The 22,731-nt window shown below is 61.0% G+C and carries 14 protein-coding genes; 1 reads left to right on the top strand and 13 read right to left on the bottom strand.

All coding sequences use genetic code 11. The features are described from left to right. From RV1423_RS27075 to RV1423_RS27130, 12 genes are all read right to left on the bottom strand, one after another. On the bottom strand, positions 1 to 453 hold a 453-nt coding region (locus tag RV1423_RS27075; protein WP_034303719.1), incomplete at its 3' end, for a hypothetical protein. 290 nt (positions 454 to 743) lie between these two features. Beyond that, a complete protein-coding gene (locus RV1423_RS27080; protein WP_034303721.1) occupies positions 744 to 1,775 on the bottom strand; it encodes a FecR family protein in 1,032 nt (343 codons plus the stop codon). A gap of 65 nt (positions 1,776 to 1,840) precedes the next feature. Further along, the gene (locus RV1423_RS27085; RefSeq protein ID WP_034303723.1) at positions 1,841 to 2,347 is read right to left on the bottom strand and encodes an RNA polymerase sigma factor; all 507 of its coding nucleotides are present in this window, start codon (positions 2,345 to 2,347) and stop codon (positions 1,841 to 1,843) included. Beyond that, positions 2,347 to 3,045, bottom strand: coding sequence for an STN domain-containing protein (locus RV1423_RS27090; protein ID WP_155835330.1), 699 nt, complete (start codon positions 3,043 to 3,045; stop codon positions 2,347 to 2,349). The genes RV1423_RS27085 and RV1423_RS27090 overlap by 1 nt, the downstream gene beginning before the upstream one ends. Before the next feature lie 163 nt (positions 3,046 to 3,208). Continuing rightward, positions 3,209 to 3,730, bottom strand: coding sequence for a YbjN domain-containing protein (locus RV1423_RS27095; RefSeq protein WP_051516997.1), 522 nt, complete (start codon positions 3,728 to 3,730; stop codon positions 3,209 to 3,211). 54 nt (positions 3,731 to 3,784) lie between these two features. After that, positions 3,785 to 4,729, bottom strand: a complete 945-nt coding sequence (locus tag RV1423_RS27100; protein WP_051516998.1) for a peptidyl-prolyl cis-trans isomerase — start codon at positions 4,727 to 4,729, stop codon at positions 3,785 to 3,787. Between the two features lie 60 nt (positions 4,730 to 4,789). Continuing rightward, the gene (locus tag RV1423_RS27105) at positions 4,790 to 5,485 is read right to left on the bottom strand and encodes a hypothetical protein (protein ID WP_034303724.1); all 696 of its coding nucleotides are present in this window, start codon (positions 5,483 to 5,485) and stop codon (positions 4,790 to 4,792) included. Positions 5,486 to 5,496: 11 nt separating this feature from the next. After that, positions 5,497 to 7,278: a putative porin gene (locus tag RV1423_RS27110; RefSeq protein WP_051516999.1), complete on the bottom strand. Its 1,782-nt coding sequence runs from the start codon at positions 7,276 to 7,278 to the stop codon at positions 5,497 to 5,499. 36 nt (positions 7,279 to 7,314) lie between these two features. After that, the gene (locus tag RV1423_RS27115) at positions 7,315 to 8,022 is read right to left on the bottom strand and encodes an energy transducer TonB (protein ID WP_231502532.1); all 708 of its coding nucleotides are present in this window, start codon (positions 8,020 to 8,022) and stop codon (positions 7,315 to 7,317) included. A gap of 9 nt (positions 8,023 to 8,031) precedes the next feature. Beyond that, the gene (locus RV1423_RS27120) at positions 8,032 to 8,439 is read right to left on the bottom strand and encodes a biopolymer transporter ExbD (RefSeq protein ID WP_034303727.1); all 408 of its coding nucleotides are present in this window, start codon (positions 8,437 to 8,439) and stop codon (positions 8,032 to 8,034) included. A 9-nt stretch (positions 8,440 to 8,448) separates the two neighbouring features. Next, on the bottom strand, positions 8,449 to 10,218 hold the full coding sequence (locus RV1423_RS27125) for a DUF2341 domain-containing protein (protein WP_034303728.1): 1,770 nt from the start codon (positions 10,216 to 10,218) through the stop codon (positions 8,449 to 8,451). A gap of 54 nt (positions 10,219 to 10,272) precedes the next feature. Beyond that, complete coding sequence (locus tag RV1423_RS27130; RefSeq protein ID WP_231502533.1) at positions 10,273 to 11,820, bottom strand: ShlB/FhaC/HecB family hemolysin secretion/activation protein; 1,548 nt, start codon at positions 11,818 to 11,820, stop codon at positions 10,273 to 10,275. 621 nt (positions 11,821 to 12,441) lie between these two features. Between RV1423_RS27130 and RV1423_RS27135 the strand changes: the two genes are divergently transcribed. Beyond that, positions 12,442 to 12,804, top strand: a complete 363-nt coding sequence (locus RV1423_RS27135) for a hypothetical protein (RefSeq protein WP_051517000.1) — start codon at positions 12,442 to 12,444, stop codon at positions 12,802 to 12,804. 91 nt (positions 12,805 to 12,895) lie between these two features. Here the strand turns inward: RV1423_RS27135 and RV1423_RS27140 are convergent, their stop codons facing one another. Beyond that, positions 12,896 to 22,699: a filamentous haemagglutinin family protein gene (locus tag RV1423_RS27140; protein ID WP_231502534.1), complete on the bottom strand. Its 9,804-nt coding sequence runs from the start codon at positions 22,697 to 22,699 to the stop codon at positions 12,896 to 12,898. Positions 22,700 to 22,731 lie beyond the last annotated feature (32 nt).

A 22,731-nucleotide genomic window follows, 5' to 3' on the forward strand; every position in this document is an offset into this window, starting at 1 on the left:
GATCGCCTTGTCGGCCGTCTGCTGGATCGCGACCGTGGTCTTGCCGTCTGCCGTGGTTTGTGTGGGCGCATTGGCGTTGAGCCAGCCTTTGGTGAGGCTGTCGGTGTCAATCTTCAGACCGCCGTCGGCCAGGCCGTCCGGTACGCCCGCGCCACTCATCGCGGCAAGCCGCGCCGCTTGCTGTGCCGACTGTTGCGCGGCAATGGCGCGCGCGACGATGGAGAGATTATTGAGCGACGTCTGCAGTTTCTGGTTGGCTTGCTGCTGTTGCTGGGCCGGATTGGTCAAGGAGGACGCAGGCATGCCGTTGGGCAGATAACCGGTCGCTGCCGCACTGCTTTGCGCCGCTCCCTTGGCCGCGAACCACGCGCTGCTGAATGCTTGCTGCGCATGGACCTCGCCTGCCGTCCCTGCCGCCGCCCCCGCTGCCAGTAGGACGGCGATAGCACGCACTATCGGTCGCGGCGTATGGATCGCGGCGGGTCTGTTATCGAAATGATGAAAGCGGGAAGATTGCCGTTGAAGAGAAGCTATCGATTTGCTTTTGGATACGTGAAGGGACGGCATGAAGGTTCTCTCAGTGTCTGATCGGATCAACGTTTGTCGATGGCAGCCGAACTTGTCGACTGCCCATGCCTCTAGACGAACCTCAAGGAGAAAAGCTATACATTTTTCTGCATAAAATATGCAAATGTAAAAAGCAACAACTGCGAAGACGGCAACAACCGCGACAATCGCAACAATCAGGCGAGCACGATGATGCCGCCCGGCAGCGAGGTCGCGCTCAATCGGAACAAACGCTGAATCTGCGCAATCGCCTTGTCCAGATCGTCGATGCGAAAACGTCCGCTCACCGGCCGTTGCTCGAGCGATTTCGCCATCAGCACCAACCGTCCCGGGCGATAACGATTGATCTCGCCGATCACCTGACCGAGAGCAGTCTGGCGAAAGCTCAGTATCCCCCGGCGCCAGTCGGATTGTTGTTGCGCATCAACACTCGCCACGACCGGAGCGGCATCGTCGCCGTAGACCATTTGCTGGTTTGCGCGCAAGGTGTGGCGGGCGCCCGCCAGCGCGACATTGACCTGTCCTTCCATACACGTCACGCAAACATTGGCGCCGAGATGACGCACTTCAAACCGGGAAAATTCGGCGGCAATCGTGCCGTTCCCGGCGCTGACCGAGAACGGGCGATTGGCGCTGACGGCGATCTCGCCGTCGATCAGGTCAACGCCCACCGGCGAACCGTCCCTGGTCCGCACCGAAATGCTGCTGCGCGTGTTCAGCAGCAAGCCCACATCCGGTGTCAGGGCGACCTGCATCTGTTGCCCGGCTTCGGTGCGATAGTCTGCCCGCAGCGCTGCCATCGAAGGCCACAGGGAAAGCGGCGGATAGATCAGCGCGACGCCTGCCGCAACTGCCGAAGCGGCTACAGCACCGCCCAGGAACGCCCGGCGCGAACGCCGTGCAGATCGCGTCGCCGATGCCGCACGGGCATTACGCTCATGGCCGGCAGCGCGACGGATCGCCTGCAGTTCCGGATCGCCGGCGCCGACCAGTTCGGCTGCCGTTCCCAGTTGGCGCCACAGGGCATGAGCCTGTTTGAAAGCGGCGGCGTGCGCTGCGCTGGCCGCGCACCACAGCTCCAGCTTGCGCGCGTCTTCCTTCCGGGCGCGACCGGACGCCAGTAACCGCACCCAGGCGCGCGCGTCCGCATCGAGCGACGATCCGTCCCGATCCTGCGGTCCCATTTCCTGAGCTTCGAATACATTCATCTGTCGGCAATCAAATCCATCGTTCCTATCCATAGACGTTTCTCAACGCCGCAAACCGTATTTTCTTAACGCATTTTTTCAACTATGTACTCATGGGCGCGTTTCAATTCACGATCCACCAGGCTGAGCGAGACGCCGAGATGCCTGGCCACGTCTTGCCTCGGCATTTCATCGACCCGTATCAACGTCAGTATCTGGCGCTGCCGTACCGGCATATCTTGCATGAACTGCACCAGCCGGTCGATTTCCGAACGCGCTTCAATGCTCCGATCCGGTCCCGGCGCGGGGTCGGACAAATTGTCGAAAATCAGTTCGACTTCTTCTCCGCTCAGAAAGCGCCGTTCGCTGCGTATCTTGTCCAGGGCGGAATTGGTCGCCATGCGCATCAGATAGCTGATCGGATGCTGGACCGGTTCCGCAGGCTCCTTATGCGATTCCAGGCGCAACCAGGTGTCTTGCAAAGCGTCGCCCGCCAGATCGGCATTTCCCAGTTGCAATGTCAGCCGACGTTTCAGTTCGCCGTAACTGCGCATCATCAGCTCGCGCATGCCCTTGAATCCGGATTCGCTCATCACGGCGCCCCGCAATCCGCAGTCGAGGCCGATGCATGCGGCAAAATCAGCATGACGAAAGCGTCGGCAGGATTGAGCGGTCCATGCGCCAACCTGATGCCGCGCAAGGTCCTGAGAATCTCGCCGTCGCGAGCCTTGTTGCCGGTGGTGTCGAGCAGACGCGCCTGCTCGACGCGGCCATCGGCGGCGACACGAAAACTGATCGCGATACGGTAACTGCCGGGGGCGATCAGGGCATTGCGGCAAAAAGCCGCGCGCACGCCGGATTGCAGGATGGCATCAAAATCGCCGGCATCGGTTTGCAACGGCGCCGACGCAGTCCCTGCTTCGGCAGGGTTTTGCTCGAGGACATAGGCATCGGGCGCCGTGAAATAACTGTTCAGGCCGCTGCGTTCCAACATCTCGCGCAAGGCGACATCGACGGTGAAATCTCCATGGATCGCAGCAGAACGGCGATTGGCAACCGCATCGGCGTCGTACAGTCCTGACAATCCGGTGACAGCATTGAAGGCCTCCAATGCGCTTTGCAAAGACTGCGACGCAATATCGAAGCGCATGCTTTTCCCCGCGTCGCTGCGCGGCATACGCGCCGAGTCGATGCGCAGTCCCCGCGAGTCCTGGGCTGCGCCTTGCAGAGTCAGCAAAGCCAGACAGGCTGCGACGACATACGCAGCGCCAGGCACGACCATTCTCGGCATAGGCGGTTCGACACGATATTCATGTGGAAGTAAGAGAAACCGGTTACGCGAAGTGCGTAACAGCAGACGGGCAGCATAGCGAACAAATGTTACATTGCCGTGACCGCGAGATGGCGAAGAAAACAAGAGCGAAGCCGCGCCGCGGCCTCGCAAGGGATAGGGATTACGCCGGCGTGGCTTCTTCGAGTACGGCGGGCTGTCCTGCCGGCGCAACGGCGGGGTCTTGCGATGCAAAATTGCGCAGGTGCAAGAAAAACTGTCCCATCATCTGGGTCCACAATTGCACCATCATGCTCAGGTAGGTCGGGCTGACGCCGCCGACGACGATCACATCCATTTCCAAGGAAATCATTTCACCGTGCTCGACGATGCGGGCGAAACGCTTGCTGCGATGCCATTCGGCGATCAAGCCTTCCGGCAGGACGCCGCCTTGCACGCGCAACGGGCAGCTCATCGTGAAGTCGATGAATTGTCCCGCCGCAGCGCCGGCATTGCCCCACAGGACCTGAAAGCCGACGCCCTGGCTGGCGCTGTGCAAATGCGGGACGCCATTGTGTTCGAGCGCCGTCACCGAACAGCCTGCCGACTTGATGGCGTCGGAAAGCTGCTCGGGGGTAAGGAAATAAATCAGTTCTGCGGTTTCAGATGCGGACGCGGTCGTTGTGGTGTCGGAGGTTTTCTTCATGAGGGATCCTGATGTAATGACAATATTAAAAGAGGCAAGCAGGAAGACAGATCGTCAGTTAAGCTTTTGCAGCGCGGCATCCAGGGCGGCTGTGTCGATGTTCACGCGATCGGCGGGAGCCAGGGTCGACAGATAGGCCTGCACCAGTTGTTGCTGGCGCTGTTGACGTAAGGCAGCCTGCAAGCGCGGCTTCATTTCATCCAGCGTCGCAGTACGCGCCGGCTGGGACTCGATGAGCTTGACGATGTGGATTCCGGCGGCGGCCTGCACCGGTTCGCTGACCTGTCCCGGTTTGAGTTTGGCGACGACATCGCGTACTTCCGGCAACATCTCCGTCAAGGCCAACGTCCCGACTTCGCCGCCGCGCGCAGCGCTGTTCTGGTCTTGCGATTCCGCTTTGGCCAATGCGGCAAAGTCGCCGCTGCGCGCCTGGATCGCAAGGCGCTTGGCCTTTTCCGCGACCTTCTTGTTGCCTACGGCATCGCTGGGCGAGGTCGGCAAATAGATCTGCGCGACGCGATAGGTAGCCGGCAAACTGTAGCTGCTCTTGTTTTGTTCGTAAGCCGCCTTGATGTCGGCGTCGGCGGGATAATCCGCCGGCACTTGCGTCATTGATTCCAGAAAACTGGTCGCGATGATGCGGCCGGTAATTTCCTTGACTGCTGCATCCACGCGCTCCTTGATCTCGGTGCGGTCAGCCCAGCCCTTGCTACGCGCTTCGCGCAACACGGCTTCGCTGGCCACGCGCTGGCGCAACCAGTTCTCCAGGCCGGCGCGATCGTTCTTGATCGCAGCGCGTTCGGCCGGCTGCAAGGCTTGCAACATGCGCTCGACTTCGGTTTGCGCCACGGTGACCTGACCCAGGCTGGCGACGGTCTTGTCTGCCGTTGCCGCTTTTGTCTGCGCGCCGGCGACGCTGAACGCTGATGCCATCATCAGCGCTGCCATGCCATGCAGGCATGGATTGAGAGATCGTTTATTCAGTTTGATTTGTTTCATGTGACCACCTGATTTAAAAAATACATCCGCAAAACGAATCGAGGAATCGACGCCCCATTACTACTGGGACGCTGCGGCCGGAGCACCGGCGGCGGGTGCTGCCGTGCTGCGCGGATCGAAACGCCCCTCATAAAGTTTGTCTCCATACTGCTGCGCAATTTGCTCGTACTTTACACGGCTTTGCGCGGCAAATGGTTGACGCACCGACATGATGGTGCCGATATCCATCGTTTCATACGCCTGTAATATTTCTTGCCCTACGGCGTAGAGTTGCGCATTTTTCGCTTCGCATTGGGTCACCGCCGTTTGCTGCGTTTTTTCTTCTTGCGCCAGGCGCTGACGTTCGGTTTCCGCCGCGCGCGCCAGCTTCAACAGTTCGTCGTAGGCATTTTTGTATTGCGCAACTTGCGCGTTTGCTTTTTCCAATGCTGCCTGAGAGGCATCTTGATTTTTCTCACGCGTGCGACGCTCGGAAGCCAGTTGCGCCCTGACCTCGGCCAGTTCTTTTTTGACGCTGTCCGCATCCGGCGCGGCAGCGGATTTTGCATTGGGAGCGCCGACGGCGGGCGCAGTCCTGCCCTCCTTGAGTACCGCCAGTTCGTTTTGCGCTTCCTGCAATTGGCTGGTGGTGATGCGCAATTGATTGCGCAGACGCTCTTCCATGCTCTGCCCTTGCTGCGCCTGCACGGCCGAGGCGGCAATGATCATTGCCGCACACAATGCCGCGCGGCTTCGTTTCTGCAAAATGGATGACATTGGCATGCCCCTTAGAAACGTGTATTCAGCTCAAGCTGCAGGGTATCGATCGCTACCGGAGCGCCGTACACCGACTTGGTCGCGTACCAGCGTCCCGAGAACAGCGTGTTCTTGTCGATCGCGTAATTGCCGCCGAGGTAATACCCCTTGGCGTTGGTGCCGCCCTGGTGGAAAGTCGAATCGTTGTAGGCATCCGGCAAGGCGTCGGGTTCGATGCGCCTGTAGCCCGCCAGCACATTCCATTCGCCTACAACGGCCGGATTCGGATTGCCCAGCGTCGCCTGCATCATGTAGGCATTGGCGCCGCTCTTGAAGTTGCCGCGCACGCCCGGTTGCGCCGTGCCGCCATTGTTGACGATGCCGACGGTGGCGCGGCGGAGCATCTCGTTTTCGTCATATGCCAGATTGCGGATGAAGTTGCCGTCCAGGCGGAATCCGTAGCCGCCGGCAATGCGTGTATCCCAGCGCGCGTTCAGGTCCAGCAATTGGAATTTGGAGGCCAGGCCGACATACTGAGGTTGCGGCGTATTGGCCGGATTGGTCGGATCGAGGGCGATATTACGCAACAGCATGAGCGTGTTGCCGCGTTGCATGAAGGCCGGGCGCGACCAGTCGGTGTTGCAACCGTCTGCGCCGGCATACAGTGCGCACGAATCCGACACGCGGCCGGTGATGTTCTTGAAATCGTAGTAGCCGACGGCGCCGCGCAGGCGGTTTTCTGCATCCAGCTTCCATTGGCCTCCGACCTGGGCGCCGATCAGCCACTTGTTCTGGCTGGATAACTTGTTCTGGCTGCGGCTCGGACTGTTGTCGGAAGAATATTCCAGCGGGACCAGGCCCAATGTGCCGAATACCGACAAATCCTTGTTTTCCAGCGTCTTGTTGAATTGCGCGACGACGCCGTCGAAATTCAGATCATTGGAAAACAGCATCTCGGTCGAGAAGAAAGGATTGCCGAAACGGCCGCCCGTCACCTTCAACATCTCGTTGAATTTATAGGACAGCCAGGCCTGGTCGAGCCAGACGTTTTTCTTGTCCAGTCCGCCGCCGAGCGTCTGCGTGGTCGAAACCGGGCTGTCGTCGCTGCCGCTGGCCAGGCGCAAGCCGGCCTGTGTGTTCTCGGAGATATCCGCAAAGATGCCCAGGCGGGCGCGAATGCGCAATTGATTGGCGCGGTCCTGGCGCGTGTTGAGCAACTGCGGCAGGGCCAGATTGGTGTTGGAATTGACGTCATAGCCGCTGCCGCTGTTGATGCCTTTCCAGTCGGTTTCGATGTTGCCGTTGTTGCCGGAATAGAAGCGCGATTCGCCGCGCACGCGCATGTCGCCTTCGATGCGGATGCGCTTGCTCCATTCCGGCGTTTCATTCGGCGCAGCCCAACCTTCGCTCTTGGCTTGCGCCATGATTTCGCCTTTGACTTCATCGCGGATCTGATCGCGCACGCTGGCGGAAATATACGGCACACGCACATCGCCGGGTTCGATCTTGTTGCGTCCCGACGTTGCTGGCACTGCCGCCGCCTGGCGCTGTGCCTGCTGCGCAGCGATCGCTTCGGTCTGCGCCTGCGCCAGCAGCGCCGCGCCGACGTCTTTCTTCAAGGCGCCGCTCTCGATCAGGCCGCGAATCAAGCGCACCATCGCGGTTTCGGAAGACGGCGGCGTCTGTGCATGCGCCAGCGAGGTCATCAGCAACGCGACAGCGGATACGCCAGCCAGCGCCTTGGCGCGGCACAAGGAATTCTTGCGTGTCTTACCCGGTCGGGCGGAACCATTCTTATCGAGTGGTGTGTTCATGAATATCTTCCCCAATTGATTTCAATTAAATTGCGTTCACGGCCGCCGGCCGCGAATGGACAAATGCATCGGATAACGCTGCGCGGCAGGAGGACGTTCATCGGCCTTGTATTCGCGCACCATCGCCAGAACCGCGTCATCGATTTTGGTGTTGCCGGTGCTTTGCTGCAGCACCGCCTTCACGACCTTTCCATCCGCATCCAGCGTGATGTCCAGACGGATGTCCTCGAACGCCAGTTGACGCGTGCGCGGGTCGCGGGCAAAGGCCTGTTGCAGCGCAGTCCCCAGATAACGGCTATACGATCCGCCCATGCCTCCGCCGCCCCCGGTCATACCGCCGCCGCGACCGGCCTGAATGCCGAAGGCATCGTTGCCGGCCTGCGCTGCGCCGTCGATGGTCACCGGATCGCCAAGATCCTTCGACGGGCTCGGCGGACTGTCGTCCTTGGGCGACTCCATCTGTTCTGAGGGCTTCGGTTCCGGAGCGACTTCCGGTTTGGGTTTTTCCGGCGTCGGCTCGGGCAGCTTTTCCGGTTCCGGAGGCGGCGGCGGAGGCGGCGGCAACATCAGCATCGGCGGCGAGGATACTTCGCGCTTGGTGCTGGCAACGTCCGACAGCAGGTACCAGACCAGTGCAATCAGGGACGCCGTCAACAGCGCGCCGATCGCGATCCCGCCCCACCGACGCCAGGAAGCACCCGACGCCGGCGAGGAATACGACATAGCGTCGTTACTCGATTTCACGGCGCCTCCTCACGATTGCTTGCCTGTCACAAGGCCAATCTGATTGAGCTCGATACGGCGCAGCAGATCCAGGACTTCCACTACCTTGGCGTATTGCACCGATGCGTCGCCGCGCACGATCACCGGGAAGTCCGGCGTCAGTGCTTTCTCGGTGCGCAAGCGCTCTTCCAGTTCCGGCAGGCTGACCGGATAGGCGTCCAGGAACACTTGTCCGGTGTTGTCGACGGTAATCGCCTTGGTCTTCGGTTTCTCCAGCGCGACCGAAGCGCTGGCTTTCGGCAGATCGACCTTGATGCCGGGGATGCTGGCGTTGCTGGTGAGGATGAAGATCACCAGCACCACCAGCAGCACATCCACGAAAGGCGTGATGTTGATCCCCCCGGTGCGTCTGCGCGGGGTGTATTTCGCTCTTGCCATGATTGCCCCTTATGCCTGCAGTTGCACTGCACGCAGGTGGCGGCCATCGCCTTGTTCTTCGGCCAGGCGGGTCGCGAACTCATCGACGAACACCGCCATATCGGCGCCGATGGCGTCGGCGCGCGAACCCAGCCAGTTGTATCCGAACAGCGCCGGAATCGCCACGCCCAAGCCTGCCGCCGTACACAACAGCGCCGCCGCCATGCCAGGCGCCACCGAGTTGATGTCCACCGCGCCGGCCATCGCCGCCACCACGAACACCAGCATGATGCCGATCACGGTGCCGAACAGACCGACGTACGGCGCGCCTTCGATGGTGGTCGACAGCCAGATCATGCGCTTTGCCATACGTTCGTTTTCGCGCACCATGACACCGTCCATCGCCGCACGGATCGCATCGATGGTGGCAGTGGATACCGAGGTCATGTCATAGCCGCGGTCGTGGCGACGACGCATTTCATCGACGGCGACGTCATACAGACGCCATAGCGACGAATCTTGCCTGATCTGTTCCGGCACTTTGTTGCTGCGGCCGAGTTGATCGAGCGGTGCGCCGGCGGTCTCATGGAACAGTTTCATGAAGACGGCATTGGCGCGCGAAGTCGCGGCATAGAAGCGCCCCTTGCTGATCATGATGGCCCACGACAGGCACATCATCAGACCCAACACGATCACGACGACCCATGCATCCAGCGGCATTGCCGCCAGGATGAAACCGAAGTGGCTCTTGCCTGCCTGCTTCTCATCGGTGCCGAAAGCAACCAGATGCGAATCGCCGCCTTGCGTGACTGCATCGGCCAGCAATAGCGCGTCGGGACGCGCCACACGCGACAGGCGCACTTCATCGATCGCGCCCGAAAAAGGCGCCATCGTCGAACCGGCTTCGGTATCGCCGCCGATGGCCGCCGACGCGTTCATCGCCGGCAGGCTCGCAGGCAGGGATACGCTCGGACGGCCGCCGACCAGCAGCGCAAGATTCTGACCGTCGCTCTTGACCGCGATGTGCGACCACTGCCCCGCCTGGATCGGTTGGCCCGGGCTGCTGCGCTTGCCATTGACCTGGACGAAAGGCACGCCGGCATCGACGCCGATGAGCAACTCTGCGCCATTGCCGCGACGTGAATAGATCACCTGATTGGCGCCCAGCTTCTCAGGACGCACCCAGGCGGAGAAGGTGAACTTGCCGCCCGCCGCCATTTCCAGCGACGGCGTAGCGGGCAGCATCAGCGGTGCGCCGCCCAGCTTGGCGCCCTTCCCGATGACGGTGCCGTCAATGCTCACGACCGCAGTCTGACCGTGATTGCCGTAAGCGGTCGTATCGCGCGGCGGCACGTTGGCTTCGGAAAAATGGTAGACCAGGGTGTAGTCGGAATCGAAAGTACGCTGGCCGTTGCCGAACGCTGGCGCCTTCGGATTGCCGTAGTACATCCACAGTTGCTGCGGCGCGACCGTCAGGGCCGGGACGTCGACCCACACCAGCGCAATACCGAGCAAGGGGTCGAACTGTTCGATCTGATAATTCAGGACGGTCTTGTCGTCGGCGCCGACAAAGCGCAGGTCGTTGCCGCTTTCGTTGACATCCTGGAAGTTGAAATTGCCGGTATGCAGACGCACCAGCACCGGCGTGCGGCCGGCATCGCCGCCGATGGCGCCGCCTTTGGGACCGCCGTCGACGGTGATCGGCTTGCGATAAGCCCAGTCGGGTTGCCACCAAGCGTGAGCCAGACCCGGCAACAAGGTGCTTGCCAGCGCAAGCATGAGGAATAGGATACGTCGCATAACAATGGATCTCCGAAAACGCGTATAAAAATAGTTAAGTGGATGTGTCGATGTTCAATACGTCGCCGTCAGACTGAAATTCAGTCGCGGGGTATGGCTGTCGGTGCGCGGCCCCTTCTTGAGCGGATAGCCGAAATCGACGCGGCCGCTGATTACCTGGCTGACCAGAAAACTGCTGCCGAATCCGACCGACGCCAGCGTGTAGACGTCGACCTGTTCCGGCAACGGATCGCGCAGCTTCAGGCGCGCCGCGTCCAGGAAGGTGTACACGCGCCAGTTTTCGACCACGGGGTTGAAGTAATTCAGCAGCGGCGAACGCAGTTCCAGAGAGGCGACCGCGCCATAGTCGCCGGTGGCTTCCGCGGAAAGATAACCGCGCACCGAGTTGAGGCCCCCGGCGGCGATTTGCTCGCCCGACACCAGCGGCGAGTCGGTGATCTGCGTATTGAGACGGCCGCCGAGCTGCATGTTGTTGCCAAAGGTATGCGTCCCGTTCAGGTCGAGTTTGAGAACGAGGAAGCTGGACGTCGCCTTGTAGCGGTTGTAATCGAACTGCGAATCGTCGCTGCCGTAGCCGAAGAAACGACTGGTGCTGTTGAGCAGCGTGAAGTTGATCCCATATTGATTGCGCTCACCCTGCATGAAACCGGCATAGGTCAGCGACACCGGGGCGTATTTCAGCGGTACGGTATCGCCGGCGCCATTGAGGCTGAGCGTCTGGTCGTTCTTCTTGAAGTCGACTCCCGCACCGAAAGCGTGATACCAGTTGCCCGTGTCCGGCACCGTGTAAGTGGCCTTGATACCCAGCGAATGCCCTTTGCCCAGCACGCTGGTGCCGCCGACGGTGGCGACATTGCTGTTGGAGGTGAAACCCGAGCCTTCCACCGTCCAGTTGGTGCCGCGAATCGGTGCGCTGTAAGATCCCGACCATACGCGGGTCTGGCCCATATCCTGAGGCGTGCCGAAATAACTGATGGAAGCGCTGTGCCCCAGTTGCCAGAGGTTGTCGTAGCCGATCGTCCCCGTCATGCGCAACGGTTTGGTGTCGGCGCTGTAGTCGTTGTTGACGCCGACGCTGGCGCGCCACGGGCTGCTGTCGTCAACTTTCAGATCGACGTCCATGGTGCCGGGAACGCTGCCCTGCTTCACCAGCGGCACGACCTGGCGCTTGGCGCCCCGGTTCAACGCCGTCAACTCGACCTGTGCCTTGGTGAAATCGGGCACCGCGCCTTCTTTCAACGCGGGCACCTGATCGCGCACTTCGAGCGGCGAGTTGTATTGGGCGCCGACCACGCGCACACGGCCGACCTTGGTTTCGCTGACCTGCAAAAAGACCACGCCTTCGGTGACCTGCTGCTCGGGCAAGTCGACATACACCGACTGATAGCCCTTGGCGTTATAAGCCGCCAGCAAGGCATCACGCGCGCCTTCGACATCTTTCATGGTGCGCTGCGGGCCGAGAAAAGGCGTCACCGCCTTTTCGATGCTGCGCGCATCCAGCACGGTGTTGCCGCGCACAATGTATTCGTTGATGTCGACACGGCGCGTGTCTTCCGCAGCGGCAGCGGACTGCTGCGCCAATGCGCCGCTTTGCATTCCCATCCCCGTTCCGATTGCCAGCATTGCCAGACATATCGCCCGCAGACATCCCGGCGACCCGCTCGTATTTCGGTTTGCTTCATGCATATAGTGAACCCAGCCCTCTTATTCCAACTCTTTTCGGCGCCGTGTTCCGCAATGGCGGAACCGGCGTCTGTCATATCTGTAACCAGCGTCTTCATCGACTTCGATGGAGCGTATAAATGCATAGACGGTTGGCGCACACCGGAACCGTCAAATGTCATCAAACGTTCATAATTCTTTTTTTAACAACGTCCGGCCCGCTCAATGAGCGGCAAACGAACGGCGAAAGAAGGCCTGTTTTTTGATTCCCCATTCGTCAGCCACCGCATCGGAACAGTCTTATTTTTTTGTTATTCAACGACATGCCGGCATTTTTCTTTTTTTGATTGAAAGCCTTATTGACATCGCCTATGATGCGATCACCAGCTTCAAAAAAAACATCAGGACCGCAGCGAACTGCCGATGCTAGCGACGCGACGTGACCCCTTTGTGACAGCGAACGAGCGTACCGACGTAAAAATTACATCCGGATCACGCTGCTCGCATTCATCGCGTAACGCGCAAAAGCACGGAGCCCCGCCGACACTGGAAAGAAAAATCATGTCCAACAAAACAATCGCCGCCCTGCTCTTTTTTTCGTACGCCTGTGTTGCCTTGCCGGCACGGTCGGCAGAGCTGGAATCCGGTGCCAACAACAATGCCCCCAGTTGCGTCGACGTCGTCGTCAACGGCGAGCGGATTCCCGCCTATGACTGCCTGACGCAAAAGCTGATGCCGAAAGATGCCGGCAAAACGCAGCCGCTCCCCGAGATGACTTCGCAGACCATCGTCGGCAAACCGTCCAATCAACTGGGCCTGTTCAACTACACCGCCACCAGCAACCGCATGGGCAACACTTTCGGCACCTCGGTATATCCACAGCGTCCGCCTGCGACACCCGTTGCACCTGTGTTGCCGCGCTGATTGCTACGTCCGAAAAAAAGCGGCGCCGGATCGCTCGCATCCGGCGCCGCTTTTTTTGAAGTTATTAGAACTCATTTCACTGCTGTCTCCATTAATCCTGCCGTAGCTTGCGTTTCTCCTCCTCAGTCAAACGCGACATCAGTTCCGGTCTGATCTGATTCCCATGTCCGGCGATTTGCACGAAGCTGCTTCGATCGTAGCCGGGCCTGACGCCGGATGACGACGTCGGCGACACCGCATCGCTTCCCGCACCGCTCTCGCTGCCGAAGCCCAGCACGCGCACCGTGAAAATCGACGGCAAGGCCTGGCGCGCTTCATTGCGGGCGCGCTGCACCGACTCCTGCGCCGCGCTCGCCGCCGAACTCGCCGCGGCACTGGCGTTGGTCAGTGCGCCGACGTTGACTGCCGCAATCGTCGGAATCCCGACTGACTCACCCTTGACCTGAATATTCGCGGCGTTGATCACTTGCAGCGCCGCCAGATTCACGTTGCCCGAGACGCGGATGCCCGCTTCACCGGCATCGATGGTGCCCAGCGGCGCGATCAGGTCGATGTCCCCAGCCGGGACTTCCGGAATCGGCGCCAGCGTAGCGATACCGGCACCGGTGCTCGGCACGTCCGACGACAAGGTCACGTTGCCCCATTGGTCATAGACGCGTTTGGGCGGTGTATAGACCACCGTCGTCTTCGAACCGCGACCGGCGTTGATGTCGCCGGTCGCCGACCAGCCCAGGATGGAGCCTCCGAAGGTGGTCATGATGCGGCTTTGTCCCAGCAGGATGCTGCCGAGCGAATACAACTGGATATTGCCTGCACCCTGCGTGATGACACCGGCACTGCCCGTCGGATTGCTTCCTTCGACGCCGAACACCTGGCGTCCGCCCGGCGTCAGCATCTGAATGTCGCCGCCGAACATGGTGTGTACGCCGGCGTTACCGAACATGGTGATGTCGCCGGCGTAGGTCTGCGAACCGCCAGCCCCCTTCAGACCCGGGAACAGGCTGGCGATCATGTCGCGGCCGCGCAGATAGCTGCCGGAGCGTGGGCTATTGGGATCGTTGTACTCGCGTCCACCGGCCGTCAGTTCAGCAAAATACACTTGACGGGCGAACACGCGTTGCTGCTCTGCCGGCAAGTCGGCGAAGAAGGTGCGCGCCTGCTCGGTATCGCCGGCGAAGCCGTAACGTTCCGTGAGCCATGCAGCCAGTTCCTTCTCATACGTCTTGACGACCTTGCCGGGCTGACTCGCCAGCGACGCCCCGTCGGCCATCCGATTGGCAGGATCGAGATAGCGCGCGATCATGCCGGCATAATCAGCTCCTGCCGCGCCACCCCCGGCTTGCATAGCGATGCCGGCGCCAGGACGTTTGTCACCGGCCACGATCGGTCCGATGCTGTTGACGCCGACGCGGTCTTCCATCTGGATATTGCGTCCGGCGGTGATCTCCAGCATGCCGGGTCCGGCGACCGCAAAGCCGCTGTAAAGAATGTCGCGCCCGGCCGAGACGATAGAAACATCGTTGACGCTATTATTGACAAACAGATTGTTGACAGCGCTGTACTTATCTTCGCCCTGGAACAGATCCGCATTGCCCAAACGACTGCCGCTGCCGACGATGTCGCGGCCAGCGAGCATCCAAACTGGCTGCGCTCCTTCGTACCACAATTGCCCTGATCGATTGTCGGACACAGTGAAGGAAATTGCCCGCCCGCTGCTCACCCCTATCAAATCGCCGTCAACGGCGTAGAACCGGGCCGGCTGGCCATTGCCGCTCAAGTTGCCAGAAGCGGTGCCCGAACCGAAGGCAAACAAGGGATAACTATTGCGGCTGAAATTGACATGACTGCCGTCGCTATTCAGATTGGACACGGCCGTGCCGTCTGCCGTCGTCCCGGAAAATGCCGGACGGAACGGCGTCGCCATGCTGCTGCTGGCACCGGCCGACTGGCTGACGGTATAACCGCCCGAATAGATGCTGTTATGTGCCAGAAACTCCAGTTGACCGTTGGCCGACGGCGCCAGCAACAAGGGCGTCAGGACCAGATTATTGTTGCTGGTGGTGCCGGCCAGGCCGTAATAGAGACTGCCGCTGGCCGCCACGGCACTGAGGCTGCCAGGATAGACAATCGACAGGTCGCTACCCGTGACCGGCATGATCGGCGAAAGATTTCCGCCAGCCGAGAACAAATTAAGCGCCGTGTTTTTAGTCCACAGCGAGAACCAACTGGTACCACTGCCGGTCGGCAAGGACTTGGTCGGATCGTTGGGATCGGGCACGATCGCCGTCAGCGGCGTCGCACTCACCTGCGAGACGCGTCCCGGATCGATGGCACTGTTGATCACCTGGTCGCCGCGCGAAGAGAGGTTAAATGTCGCGTCGCCCGGCACCAGTATCAACCCGCCGCCGAGATCGGCGCGTGTCGGCACGAAGGCATTCAAGGCCCGGGTTTCACCAGGAATGCTACGTGAAGCCTCGACGCTATACGACATGGTCATGCGACCGAGTTCGGCCGCCTGCACCTGTACACTGCCGCGCAAATTTACAATAGCGCCGCCGCTGGGATCAAAGTCGTTGGTGGCACTGACAGGATTGAGAGCACCGCCTATGCGTACATCGAGGTCGCCGCCGCCGGTCAGCCTCTGGCTGCCGTCGGCGCCAACGCGACCGGTGCTGCCCACGGCCAATACCAGCGACTGACTGCGCCAATTGATGTTTTGCGTACGCAGCAGATCAACGGTGCGGTTAAGCGTGCCGGCATCGCCACCGGCTTCGACGCGCAAATTACCGCCCCCCAGCGCACCCAAGCCCGTGAAACCGATCATCTTGTCGGCGCCGGCGGAGACATAGCTGCCGAAGTTGATCCACCATGCCGTCAATTGATCGTTGCCGTCCCCCAGGGTGCTGCCGCTACCCTGACGCCACAGCCAGTTGCCGACCGCGGTGGTGTCGTAACCAGTATCCTCCGGGTTCGGACGTTGATAACCAGAACCAGCGCCAGCCATCTGATTGCCGCTGATATTGCCGCCGGCCCTGACCGTCAGATTACCGCCATCGGTCGGATACCAGGCGCGCGCCAGACTATCCGGACCACCATTGACAAACTTTTCATATGCGCCGCTAGCATCCTTGAGTACGGTGCCGTTGCTGTTGCGTACGCGCGGCAGGTTATAAGGATCGCCTGCGTTAGTCGGGGCCGACGATACTCCAGCCGTGTAGACGCCGTACAAGGTGTCCATACGGAAGTCCGTTGCGGTCAGCAAATCCATGTCGGCGGCACCGGTACGCACCACGCTGAATCGCGTGCTTGAGGGCGTCGGCAGGAAGGTCGGCAATCCCAGCGGGGTGCAATATTTCGGGGAATTTTTGCAGACTATCATGACGTCCGTTTGACCGAAAATCGAAGGATCAACCGGATCGCCAAGGACGACTGGTTTGCCTGCCGCAGTCAGCTTATTCACGGCAAACTGGCTCCAGCCGTAGCTTTGCTGCAGACGGCCATAGAGGCCATAGTGGCTGTCGGCCAGACGCAGGGTGCCGGCGGCAGGATGCGGTCGGGTGATGCGGCTGTCAGCAGCGGCCGTATCCGCGCCGGCCACCAGGCGCATTGACCATGATGAGGAACCCTCCGGCAACATGGCCGCCACGCCCCATAACTTTCCCTGGCTGCCACTGCTACGATCACGCAAATCAATCGACGCCACGCCGCCCGGCAATTTGATGTCGGTGCCGGCCGGGATAAATGCTCCCAGTGGCAACGTCGTCGCGCCATTCATAACAAAAACACCGCCACCGCCAGAAAGCTCCGGCAGCTTGACATTCTTCGGCCAGATCATGGGGGCCAGCGTAGCCCTTGCCGGCAAAAGCATGCCGGCGTCGAAGCGCGTACCGTTCGGCAAGGTCTCGCCAACAGCAAGTATGCTGCCAGCCGCATGTAGCAATACGCCGTTTGCATCGCGTACATTAGCGCTAAATACGGTGCCTGCTGCCAGTTCCATCGGCGCGTTCAGGGTGCTCGCGACCGGAATCACCCGGCCGACTTCAAACAGACGCGCCTTGATCGGCAAATCATAGTTGAGCGTCTGGCCCGCTTCATATACAGTACCGTCGGCCAACACTACCCCGCTACGTGGCACGATGATGTTGCCACCGGTGAAATCCTTGCCCCTCAACAACAACCAACCGTTGTCGTCCTGGGTCGGCGGCGGCGGTGCGAAACCGTCGTTGATACTGCCGTAGACATCCAGATTGCCACCGGCACGCAAGGTCAACGCACCCGCCTCGCCGGAGCCGTAGACGCCGGTCAATTGCGTATGCGGATTGACGCTAGCATAACGATAGCCGGACAAATCCAGATCGCCCTGCACCACCAGATCGCCATCGGCGGTCTTGCTGGCGATTTCCAGGCCGGGACGCAAGTGGAACGTGTCGTTGTAAGCCCGCAATCCGGCCAGCTTGGTGTTCATCAGATTACCGTTGGCCCGTGCGGCCGTCATGAATGCCGTGCTTTGCGTGTGTTTCTGATCCAGATAGTCCTGCGTGATCACCTGAAACGGACGCGTCACCAAAGGATCGACGCCGTCAGGTGCATCGATGTAACGCCACATGGCATTGACTGCAATCGAACGTGCTCCTGCGATGTTGAGACTGCCGGCGGCGTCGATGCGAATATCGCCGCTGGTCTCACCGGTGCGGAAGGCGTTGAGCGTCAGCGTGCCGCGCGCCACGCCGTCGTTCTGTCCGGCTTGCGTGCCGATGGTCGCATCGGTGCCGTGACGCAGGTCAATGCGGCTACCCGAGGCCAGCGTCAACTGGCCGGTTTCACCGGAACTCAATTCGACGATGGCACGGTTGGGACTGTCGATGATCTTGCCGTAGCTATCGACCCGCAAGGTGCTGCCGTGCGCATCGAGCAAGGCGCCGCTGGCAATAGTCAGGTTGTTGCCCGCTGCCAGGCGGATGCTGCCGACCCGTTCGCCGCTGGCATCAATCGTGCCGTACACGGTGAGGCTGCCATTGTCGACAGACACGTTGACTTCACCGGCCTTGATGTCGCTGCCGATGTTGAGATCGCCTTGCTTGAGCTGGAAGCTGCGCACCCCAAAAACGCCGCCGGTCGTCAGGCGCTGGTTCAAGGCCGCAAACTGCCCGTCGAGCGTGCCGCTGTCGCCCAACTTCTGCGCACGGATATCGATGGAGCCTGCCAGGTACGGTACCAGCGTGCCGCCAGCGTCGTAATAGCCGCTGCTTGCGCCGAGAATACTGCCTTGCAGATTGACCACGCCGGCGGCGTCTGCCAACGCCGTTGCCTTCAGCGTACCGGCGCGATTGTTTTGCGCCGACAGATCAATCAGCGAACCGGTTGTCTGACGCAGATTGCCGCTGCGGCTTTCCAGCGCGACGTCGCCGCCCCAACTATATTTATTGACGTCGAAGAAGGCGATCTTGCGACCGGCCATGTCGATGGTCGCGTGCTGGTCCAGCAACAGATCCCCCTCGGCGGTGATGGCCAGCTTGCCGCTCGGCAGCGCAATGGTACTGTCGATGCGCACATCCCTGGCCGTCAGACTCAGTTCTGCGCCGAGCGCAACGTCGTTGCGTCCCGCTGCCGCAGGCGCAACACCTGCCGGTGCACTGAGCGTCAGTGTGCCGCCGGCGGCGATGCGATTGACCGATGCGGCTTCGCCGGTGAGCAAAGGCGTAGTGATGTTCAGGTTACCGCCGCTGTACTGATAACCGGTGGCAGCGTCATACGCACCCTGGCTCTGATAGACCGACAAGCCGCCCTTGTGGTTGGCGGTGACGCGGTCGCTGGCAGTCAGATTGACGTTGGCGAAGCCCAACGCCAGCCGGTCGACCACGGTCAGGCTGCTTGGTTGGGTGAAGGATGCATAACCGAACTCGATGCGCTCGGCGCGGATATCCAGCGTGCCGCTGCCGGTGCCAGCACCCTGCGCTGCCACGCTGCCGGCCGGAGTGACGCCACCGTTCCAGATCAAGTTGCTGGTCTGGATGCTCGCCACGTCGCCAGCGCTGCCGTAACCGTAGATGGCCGGCGTATTCAGCACCAGATTCTTGAGCGAAGATTTACCGCTGGCTGGATTGATGGTGCTGAGGCTGGTCGTTCCGTAGAAGTTGAACGAGTCGCGTGCTGTCAGGATCAGGGTTTCCAGTGCCGGCGCACCATAACGCATATCGCCCGCCAGCAGGCGATTGAGCACGTTCTGGTTCAACGCAAATCCGAACGGCAAGGCGTTGCGTGCCGCCGCATCGGCCAGCGCCTGCGAGGTACCGGCGTTGACGCTGGATACGCCAAGCGTCAGATTGCGCGTGCCGTAGCGCACCGCCTCGTCCAGCGAGAAACTGCTATTGGTCAGCGCTGCAATCGATCCCTCCGAATACAGCTCGGTCACGCCGACGCAAGGCGTGAGCGTACAACCACCGATGCTGATACCAACCGTGCCCGACTCCGTTGCAGTACTTGGAATAAAATTCAGAACGCCGTTGGAGACCGCCAGCACATCTCCCCGGGCGGTATACACAAAGCCGTCGGTGGCGTCGAAAGCGACTTTCCCTTTGCCGATTGTATTGATGGAAGCGCCCTGCTCCACCACGATCTGGCGGGAACTGTCATCACTCGTCACCAACATGACTTGAGGTGCGCTCAGTGAAGCACCGGAACGCAGGTAAATCAACGGTGTATCGCCGACAAAGAAATCAACGACATTGCCGCCCTGACCGTATACCACGACCGGCACTGAACCGATGGTCATGCTGCCCGGCATCAGTTTATTGAGACTGTCGGAACGAATTGTCACACCGTCGAAACCTGCTGTCGGTCCGGCACCGGGACCGACGATTTCCAGCGCTTGCGGATGAAACGGCAAGGCCCGGGCCAGCACGACCAGACCGCCGGCATAGCCATTGTTGACGCCGCTGAAATTCGCCGTGCCGTCGAACTGCAAGGCATCGGCGCCGACACCGGTGCCGGCGCGCAAAGTAAGCCGCAAGGATTTACCGTCATCCGGCGCCATGGCGCGCGGGATGCCGCGCCGCGCCGCATCGGCAAGGATGAACTGGGAATAGCTCATCTCGTTGTACTGCGAATAAGTGCGCAACGTCTTGGCCGGCGTGATGATGGCCTGACGGAACAGGGTATCGGCGACACCGGTATTGCCGATGCTCAACTGGGCGGTAACCGCACTTGAGCCGTTGCGCAGCGCAGTCGTCGCAAACGCAGCTCCCATGCCGGCGGCGCCGTTGAGTTCGACCCGGAACGCCCCCGGCAACAAGGCATAAGTCGACGGCATCAAGGTGTAGGTGCCGGCTGGCAAACCGGCTACGCCCTGGCCAATGGTGATCCGCTGACCGATTAGCGGATCAACGGCGCCTCCGGGCGAAACGCCGGGTGCCTGTGCCGCCTGCTGGCCGGGGACGATCGCGTACACCGGATTGTCGCGCAGCCCCGGCAATGCAAACCGTCCGCTGGCACTTACCTGCATCAGCGGCGACGTGCGAACGTCGGTAGAGCCGCCGCGACCGCTGATGAAACCAGCTCCGGTCAACTCACCGCCACCTGACAAATCGATCGTCGCACCGGCCTGCACATTGATGGACGTACTCGCCAACGACACCCCCTGCGCCTGGCGAGTGTTGTTGGTGGAGCGGTTACCGCCCATGCCGACCAGCGCGACATCGCTGCCGCCATAGGTATAACTGATGCCATCGACAGTGCCGCCGTACGGCATGACCAGCCCGGCTGCGCTGACCGAGGTCAGACTGCCCGGCAGCATGTTGATGCGATTGGTAAAGCCACCAGTGGCGCCGCCCAGTTCAATTGCGCCCAACGGTGCGCGCAAAATGCCGCTCTGTTCGATGTTGGCAGCGCCCAGTTGCAGCGCACCGAACACCGAATATGGCAAGGCCGGCAGTTGGGTGCCGTTGCGCTCGATGCGGATAAAGCTGTTCGGTTTGAAGAGCGCCTCGCCACTATCGGGGTCCGTGCCTCCGCCCAGCCCCGCCTGTACGCTTGCCATGGCGTTAGTATCCGGGTAGATCTGGGTGGCCCGCAAAACGATGTCGCCAGCGGTACTGAGGACAGTCGAAAACTGCTCACCGTTGGGCGGCGCATTGACCGAGGCGAGCAAGCGCAAATCACCGCTACTGTTGAAGGTGTTGTCCGAAAAACCCAATGTCACGATATCGCGGATGTCGATCAACGCGGCGTTGGCGTTCAAGGTAGCAGGCGTGGCAGGCAACACGACGGGACTGACCGCTGGCAGCAACATTTGGTCCGGGGTTGTCTGCAGGCCCGTACCGGCCAGACGCAGATATGGTGCGGCGAGATTGACACGCGTCGCGCTCTGCGTAGCATCCGTCTGTGACAGTGCGCCGGAATAAAGCTGCAGACTCTGGCTCATGCTCAGGTCGACGTTGCCGTTGAAAAAGATGCCGCCACGGCCGAACAAGGTCAACTGACTGAAACCACCGCTCTGCACCTGATCGACACCCAGGCGCGCATGGCCGTAGACCATCTGCGCCGTGCTGTCGCGGTCGTTGAGGCCAGCGGCCAGCGCCGACGGCTGTGCCTGCTGGTCGATGATGAATTGACGCGGCGTCAGCACCGCTGGATTGACACCTATCAGATAGCTCGGCGAATCCTGTGCCACCGACAAGCTGCCACCGGCTGCGCCCTTGCCGCCGGCGGCTGCGCGCATGACGCCGTCCAGATACAAACCGTCGCCCGCCGCCAGGGCGATACTGCCGCCATTACCGGCGACCACGGTCTTGCCGAGACCATCGATATCGAACGTCGCCTGGCTGCCCGATGCATCCAGAACCGCGCCATCGCGCACGGCGACAAACAGATGGATGTTCTGCGTGGAAACCAGACCCTTGCGCGGGTCCACTGTACCGCCGATGATGATGCTGCCGCCGGCACCCGCGGTGCCGTAGGTGCGCCCGCGCGTATCGAGCGCAGTGACAGCGCGTGCCGCCACATCCAGCACGGCCTGCTCGCCGATCCAGATCGAACGCTTGTCGGCAGTAAGATACGCGGTGTTGAGCGTCGGATCCACTTCCGACAAGGCCAACTGCGCTAGCGTAATGTTGCCGCCCCAGGCGTTCAGACGCGCACCGCGATCCACCGTGATCTGGCCGATGCCGCTGAGCATAATCGCCTGCCCCGGATCGACGGTGATATTGGCATCGCGACCGATGCGCAGCACTGAGGTATTAAGTCTTGTAGCAGCGAGAGTGGAATCGACCGTGCCTGCCTGCAAGGAAATGCTGGCGCCCTTGCGCTGCGTCAGCTTCGCCTTGACCGGATCTTCCTGATAGACCGGCGGCGTCCACACTTCCAGCACTCGCGCCCCACTGCTGCCACTGACTTTGTCGCCAGCGTTGGCGCCGACACGATAAACCGGCATGAATACATTGATCTGTGCGCCATCGGCAACCGTCACCCCATCCAGACCGGTCAGCGCATAGCTGGAAAAACCCTTATTGAAATAGTCCGCCGACAACTGCAGACTACCTGCAGCCGGAACGCCTGCGCCGCCGACCACAATGCTGCCGGTATCAATCGTCAGCGCACCGCCGCCGGCCACGCCATAGGCGCGTACGTCGCCATCCAGCGCCATGGTTGCGCCAGCATCCGGCACCGCATTGTTTTGCAGACGGACACTGCCACCCTTGCCGCCACTGCTCTTGCCGCTCGCCAGCATGGCCGCGCCCGACGACACATCAATCAGGCTGTCCTTGCCGAGCAGTACATCGCGTGTGCCGCGTATCGACACCGTGCCGCCGTTCATCGCCGGCATGCCGCTGATGTCATCCGGATTCACCTGCAGATTGCTCCACATGCCGGAGGCATCCAGCTTTACGCCTGCCGCCACATTGACGACCGTTCCCTTGCCGGCTGCCGCAA

The sequence above is a fragment of the Herbaspirillum sp. RV1423 genome (assembly GCF_000577615.1).
Classification (GTDB): Bacteria; Pseudomonadota; Gammaproteobacteria; order Burkholderiales; family Burkholderiaceae_D; genus Herbaspirillum.

Excerpts from the sequence above, each read along its gene's own strand:
- RV1423_RS27125 (WP_034303728.1), bottom strand. The coding sequence starts at position 10,218 with ATGCGACGTATCCTATTCCTCATGCTTGCGCTGGCAAGCACCTTGTTG.
- RV1423_RS27085 (WP_034303723.1), bottom strand. The coding sequence starts at position 2,347 with ATGAGCGAATCCGGATTCAAGGGCATGCGCGAGCTGATGATGCGCAGT.
- RV1423_RS27110 (WP_051516999.1), bottom strand. The coding sequence starts at position 7,278 with ATGAACACACCACTCGATAAGAATGGTTCCGCCCGACCGGGTAAGACA.
- RV1423_RS27080 (WP_034303721.1), bottom strand. The coding sequence starts at position 1,775 with ATGAATGTATTCGAAGCTCAGGAAATGGGACCGCAGGATCGGGACGGA.
- RV1423_RS27130 (WP_231502533.1), bottom strand. The coding sequence starts at position 11,820 with ATGGGAATGCAAAGCGGCGCATTGGCGCAGCAGTCCGCTGCCGCTGCG.
- RV1423_RS27095 (WP_051516997.1), bottom strand. The coding sequence starts at position 3,730 with ATGAAGAAAACCTCCGACACCACAACGACCGCGTCCGCATCTGAAACC.
- RV1423_RS27090 (WP_155835330.1), bottom strand. The coding sequence starts at position 3,045 with ATGCCGAGAATGGTCGTGCCTGGCGCTGCGTATGTCGTCGCAGCCTGT.
- RV1423_RS27105 (WP_034303724.1), bottom strand. The coding sequence starts at position 5,485 with ATGTCATCCATTTTGCAGAAACGAAGCCGCGCGGCATTGTGTGCGGCA.
- RV1423_RS27135 (WP_051517000.1), top strand. The coding sequence starts at position 12,442 with ATGTCCAACAAAACAATCGCCGCCCTGCTCTTTTTTTCGTACGCCTGT.
- RV1423_RS27100 (WP_051516998.1), bottom strand. The coding sequence starts at position 4,729 with ATGAAACAAATCAAACTGAATAAACGATCTCTCAATCCATGCCTGCAT.
- RV1423_RS27120 (WP_034303727.1), bottom strand. The coding sequence starts at position 8,439 with ATGGCAAGAGCGAAATACACCCCGCGCAGACGCACCGGGGGGATCAAC.